2 protein-coding genes are annotated in these 1,420 nt (G+C 59.9%); one reads left to right on the forward strand and one right to left on the reverse strand.

From position 1 onward, the window contains the following. Positions 1-7 precede the first annotated feature (7 nt). On the reverse strand, positions 8-274 hold the full coding sequence (locus MLY01S_RS11855; RefSeq protein WP_067192436.1) for an adenine-specific methyltransferase EcoRI family protein: 267 nt from the start codon (positions 272-274) through the stop codon (positions 8-10). Positions 275-775: 501 nt separating this feature from the next. Between MLY01S_RS11855 and MLY01S_RS11860 the strand changes: the two genes are divergently transcribed. Continuing rightward, positions 776-1,297, forward strand: coding sequence for a TIR domain-containing protein (locus MLY01S_RS11860; protein ID WP_067192440.1), 522 nt, complete (start codon positions 776-778; stop codon positions 1,295-1,297). Positions 1,298-1,420: the final 123 nt, after the last annotated feature.

Raw genomic sequence — 1,420 nt, forward strand, 5'->3', positions numbered from 1 at the left:
GGGCGCTTCAGTCCTCGTCGATGGCCGGGTTCGAGGCGGGCGCGTAGGACGTGGAGATCAGCTTCTTCAATCCGAATTCCTCGAATCGCAGGGCAAAGAACTTGGCAAAGTTCGACCACTCCGGATCGTCGCAGGGAAGTAGTACCACCTTGTCGCGGAACACATCGGGGTCGTACTCCAGGTACGCGTTCATCTCACGTTCGATGTCCGCCCACTGGGTGTAGAACTCGTCCTTCTTCGCTGTCTTCGCTGCCGTGAGGTTGCTGTTCGCCATCAGGCTCCCTTCCAGAAGTCGTAGATCGGTCGATCTGTTGACAGTCTGACACGAGGACGATCCCACGCCCCCAGGCAGGGCGCAGGCCGTCAAAAATCCATGTAGAAAATGACTGCGGCCCAGGCGCCATCTACGACACCATCCCCTTACATACCGGGCGTACACGCAGGGTCAGGAGCTGGGGAGGAGGCGGCAGCGAGCGGCGCGCGTGCCGGCGGCTGCCGTCCATGCAAGTCGGAGACCCTCCGCCACGCATGCCCAATATCCCAGTTCGAGACCGAGGGCTGGTGCGCCGGTGGGAAACCTCCCGCCTTCATAAGGCCCTGAGTTACCGCACTCCCGTGGAAAGCGAAGCTGCCTACACTTACCACCAGGACTCACCGTTCGTTACATCCTGGCCCTGGAACGGAGTCCAGTGCGCTTCAGTGACCGAAGGTAGAGTCAGAGGCGGGTGTCCCGTCGATCCTCTACAGCGTCGTACATCAACCTAGGAGCCCGACGATGAGCTACCGCAACAAGACCTATGTCGCCTTCGCCAGCGAAGACATCCACAACTACCGGCTCATGACGGCCTGGCGGGCGAACAAGAACATCGACTTTGACTTCACGAACGCGCATGACATTTACCAGGCGCGCGATACCAGCACACCCGAGACAATCAAGCGACGACTGCGCGAACGGCTGAACAACACCAAGCAGGTCGTATTGCTCGGTAGCCCGGCCGCCCGCCTTAAAGGAAGCAATAGCTCCTCTTTTCTCGCCTACGAGGTCGGAGCGATCATCTCCCTCGGCCTTCCCGTCGTCGTCGCCAACCTCGACGGAGCCCGGCGAGGTAGGAGCGGCACCAACATTCCCGCTCCCTTCGCTGACATGGACTACTTCACTATGTCGGTCTCGTTCGGGCCAACAATCATCAAGTACGCGCTTGACCAATACGTTCCTGAATTCAATAGCTCAGACAAGACCGGGCCGTACCACTACAACGAGTCCGTGTACGATAGCCTGGGCCTGAACAAGAAATGAGGCACAAGCGATCACCGCGACGATACGCGGAGGCATTTGCCCGCCGTTTCTTTGAGGCCTTGGGCGCGATGGCCGTCATCGCTGGTGCCCTGGCTGTCTTCGCGCCCGACCTCCTCAAAGACC

It is taken from the genome of Micrococcus lylae NBRC 15355, assembly GCF_001570885.1.
Lineage (GTDB): Bacteria > Actinomycetota > Actinomycetes > Actinomycetales > Micrococcaceae > Micrococcus > Micrococcus lylae.